The sequence below is a fragment of the Ruegeria sp. E8 genome (assembly GCF_056533985.1).
Map to the genome: position 1 here is coordinate 1 of NZ_JBQFOY010000045.1, position 3,994 is coordinate 3,994.

3 protein-coding genes are annotated in these 3,994 nt (G+C 63.6%); all 3 read right to left on the bottom strand.

Annotated elements, in window-relative coordinates; translation table 11 throughout:
- Positions 1-2 precede the first annotated feature (2 nt).
- Positions 3-2,858 (bottom strand): aminomethyl-transferring glycine dehydrogenase, encoded by a 2,856-nt coding sequence (gcvP, locus tag ACR0LF_RS23485; protein WP_480583962.1) that lies wholly within the window; start codon positions 2,856-2,858, stop codon positions 3-5.
- A gap of 180 nt (positions 2,859-3,038) precedes the next feature.
- Entirely contained in the window at positions 3,039-3,404 is a 366-nt protein-coding gene (gene gcvH, locus ACR0LF_RS23490) for a glycine cleavage system protein GcvH (protein WP_480583959.1), read from the bottom strand.
- A 17-nt stretch (positions 3,405-3,421) separates the two neighbouring features.
- Positions 3,422-3,994: glycine cleavage T C-terminal barrel domain-containing protein (locus ACR0LF_RS23495; RefSeq protein ID WP_480583956.1), on the bottom strand; the 573-nt coding region annotated here is incomplete at its 5' end.

Below are 3,994 nucleotides of genomic sequence, written 5' to 3' on the forward strand. Positions count from 1 at the left end.
CTCTACTCAGCGGCTTCTTCGTAGTCTGACATTGGTGGGCATGTGCAGATTAGGTTTCGGTCTCCGTAAGCGTTGTCGACGCGGTTGACGGGGGACCAGTATTTGTCGACGCCCATGGAGCCTGGCGGGAAGCAGGCTTGCTCGCGGGTGTAGGGGCGGTTCCACTCGCCGACCAGATCGCGCACCGTGTGGGGGGCGTTTTTCAGCGGGTTGTTCTCCGCGTCGATCCTGCCGTCGATGATGTCCTGCGCTTCCGAGCGGATCGAGAGCATGGCGTCGCAGAAGCGGTCGAGCTCGGCCATGGGTTCCGATTCCGTGGGTTCCACCATCAGCGTACCCGCCACCGGCCAGGACATGGTTGGTGCGTGGAAGCCTGAATCGACCAGACGCTTGGCGATGTCGTCGACGCTGACATGGGCCGCCTCGTCCAGGGGTCTTGTGTCGAGGATGCATTCATGCGCCACACGGCCCGTTTCCGAGGTGTAGAGGATCGGATAGGCGTCCTGCAGACGCGCCGCGATATAGTTGGCGTTCAGGATCGCCACTTTCGTGGCCTGCGTCAGACCCGCGCCGCCCATCAGCAGCACATAGGCCCACGAGACCGGCAGGATCGATGGCGAGCCGAAGGGCGCTGCCGAGACCGGGCCCACGGCGGTGCCGTATTCCGGGTGGCCGGGCAGATGCTCGGTCAGATGCGCCTTGACGCCGATCGGGCCCATGCCGGGGCCGCCGCCGCCATGGGGGATGCAGAAGGTCTTGTGCAGGTTCAGGTGGCTGACGTCGCCGCCAATGTCACCCGGACGCGACAGACCGACCATGGCGTTCATGTTGGCGCCGTCGATATAGACCTGACCGCCGTGATCATGGGTGATCTGGCAAACCTCCTGCACGGTGGTCTCGAACACGCCATGGGTGGACGGGTAGGTGATCATGCAGGCGGCCAGATGATCCGAATGCTTCTCCGCCTTGGCGCGGAAGTCATTCAGATCAATGTTGCCCTTGTCATCCGCCTGCACCGGCACAACCTGCCAGCCCACCATCTGCGCCGAGGCCGGGTTGGTGCCATGGGCCGAGGTCGGGATCAGGCAGACATTGCGGTGCCCTTCACCCCGGGCGAAGTGATAGTTGCGGATCGTCAGCAGGCCTGCGTATTCACCCTGCGCGCCCGAGTTGGGCTGCTGGGAGATCGCGTCATAGCCGGTGATCTGGCACAGCTTGTCGTTCAGATCCGCGATCATCTCGTGATAGCCCTGCGCCTGATCTTCGGGGCAGAACGGGTGCAGATTGCCGAACTCGGGCCAGGTGACCGGGATCATCTCGATCGTGGCGTTCAGCTTCATGGTACACGAGCCCAGCGGGATCATCGCCCGGTCCAGCGCCAGGTCGCGGTCGGCCAGACGGCGCATATAGCGGGTGATCTCGGCCTCGGCCCGGTTCTGATGGAAGATCGGGTGGGTCAGATAGGCGCTTTCGCGCAGCGCGTAATCTGGCAGGCGATAGACCTTGTTCGAGCTGTCGTCTGTCTTGTCGATGCCGAAGGCGCCCCAGACGGCCTCGATGGTCTCGGGGCGGGTCTGTTCGTCCAGGCTGATGCCAACCTTGGTGTCGCCGACCTTGCGCAGGTTCACACCGCGCGCCACGGCGGCCTCCATGACCACATTCTGCAGGTGGCCGACCTCAACCGTGATGGTGTCGAAGAACACCTCGGGTTCCACCGAGAAGCCCGCCTCTTCCAGACCGGCCGCCATGCGCGAGGTCTTGCGGTGCACCGATTGCGCGATGGCCTTGATGCCGTCGGGGCCGTGATAGACCGCATACATCGAGGCAATCACCGCCAGCAGCGCCTGCGCGGTGCAGACGTTCGAATTGGCTTTCTCGCGGCGGATATGCTGCTCACGCGTCTGCAGCGCCAGGCGGTAGGCCTTGTTGCCGCGGCTGTCGATGCTGACGCCGATGATCCGGCCGGGCATCGCGCGCTTCAGCTTGTCGGTGGTCGCCATATAGGCGGCGTGCGGCCCGCCATAGCCCATCGGCACGCCAAAGCGCTGGGTCGAGCCGATGGCGATATCCGCGCCCATCTCGCCGGGGGATTTCAGCAGCGCCAGCGACAGGATGTCGGCGGCGACGATGGCAATGGCTTTGTGTTCATGCAGCGCCGCAATCTCGTTGGTGAAGTCGCGCACATGGCCATGGGTGCCGGGATACTGGAAGATCGCGCCAAAGACCGCGCCCGCGTCCAGTTGATCCGGATCAGCGACCTGCACGTCGATGCCCAAGGGCTCGGCGCGCGTTTTGATGACCGCGATGGTCTGCGGGTGGCAGTTCTTGTCGACAAAGAAGGCCGCGTTGTTGGCCTTGGAGCGACCGCCACGCTTGGCCATCGCCATGGCCTCGGCCGCTGCAGTGGCTTCGTCCAGCAGCGAGGCGTTGGCCACGTCCAGCCCGGTCAGGTCGCTGACCATGGTCTGGAAGTTCAACAGCGCCTCAAGACGGCCCTGGCTGATCTCGGGCTGATAGGGCGTATAGGCGGTATACCATGCCGGGTTTTCCAGGATGTTGCGCAGGATCGGCGCCGGCGTGGTGGTGCCATAATAGCCCTGACCGATCAGCGAGGTCAGGACCTTGTTCTTGCTCGCCACCTCTTTCATGTGGAACAGAGCATCGCGCTCGGTCATTGCCGGACCCCAGTCCAGCGGGTCCTTCTGCCGGATCGCTGGCGGGACGGTGGCGTCGATCAGCTGGTCCAGCGTCTTGAAGCCGATCACCTTGAGCATGTCGCGCATCTCGGTCGGGCTGGGCCCGATATGGCGGCGGTTGGCGAAGTCATAGGCTTCGTAATCGGTCAGTTTGAAGGCCATGTGGTGCGCTCCTCACGGATAGGTCAGGCCCGGCGGAGGCGGCAGAAGCCTCCGGCGGGGAGTAAGGGCCGTCTTGGAAACTGTCCGGGGGACAGTTTCAGGCCCGAACGGGCGGAGCCCAAAATCAGCGGCTCCGAGTGAAAGATGAAGGGCGGATCCGTGCAAGGACCCGCCGTGGGTTTACCCGATGAAGGCCTTGTAGCCGGCCTCGTCCATCAGATCTTCGAGCTGCGACGCGTCGGTGATCTTGATCTTGTAGATCCAGGCCTCGCCCTCAGGGTCTTCGTTCAGCGCGCCGGGATTGTCGGCCAGCGTCTCGTTCACTTCGGTGATCTCACCGTCGACCGGAGCATAGAGCTCGGAGGCGGCCTTGACGGATTCGATCACGCCGATCTCGCCGCCTTTTTCAAACTCATCGCCTGCTTCCTGCTGTTCCACGAACACCACGTCGCCCAGCTGTTCAGCCGCGTGTGCGGTGATGCCCAGCGTGGCAGTGTCGCCCTCAACGGTCAGCCATTCATGCTCTTCGGAATAATAGGTTGCCATGTCTCTCTCTCCTGACTTCAACGCTTGTAATTCTGTTTGACGAAGGGCAGCGCCACGATCTCAGCCGGTTGCGGCTTGCCCCGGATGATCAGGTTCACCGTCTCGCCCGGCTCTGTATGCCCGGCGGACACATAGCCCATCGCCACCGGTCCACCGACGGTGGGGCCAAACACGCCCGAGGTGATCTGGCCGATGGTGTTGCCCTCGGCGCACTGGATCTCGACACCCTGACGGGCCGGTGCACGGCCTGTCGGTTTGATGCCGACCAGCTTTTTGGCGGGACCTTCGGCCAGTTCTTTCTGTACCCGATCGGCGCCCGGGAAACCGCCCTCTTCCTTGCGGCGTTTCTGGATCGCCCAGCCGAGGCTGGCTTCGATCGGTGAGGTGCTTTGGTCGATGTCATTGCCATAGAGGCACAGACCCGCCTCAAGCCGCAGGCTGTCGCGCGCGCCCAGACCGGCCGGTTCGCAATCCTCATGCGCCAGGAAGGCCTTGCTGACCTCAATCGCCTTGTCCTCGGGGATCGAGATCTCATACCCGTCCTCGCCGGTATAGCCCAGACGCGAGATGCGGCATTCGACACCGTTGAT

Coding starts and splice junctions, on each gene's coding strand:
- gcvP (WP_480583962.1), bottom strand. CDS start 2,858: ATGGCCTTCAAACTGACCGATTACGAAGCCTATGACTTCGCCAACCGC.
- gcvH (WP_480583959.1), bottom strand. CDS start 3,404: ATGGCAACCTATTATTCCGAAGAGCATGAATGGCTGACCGTTGAGGGC.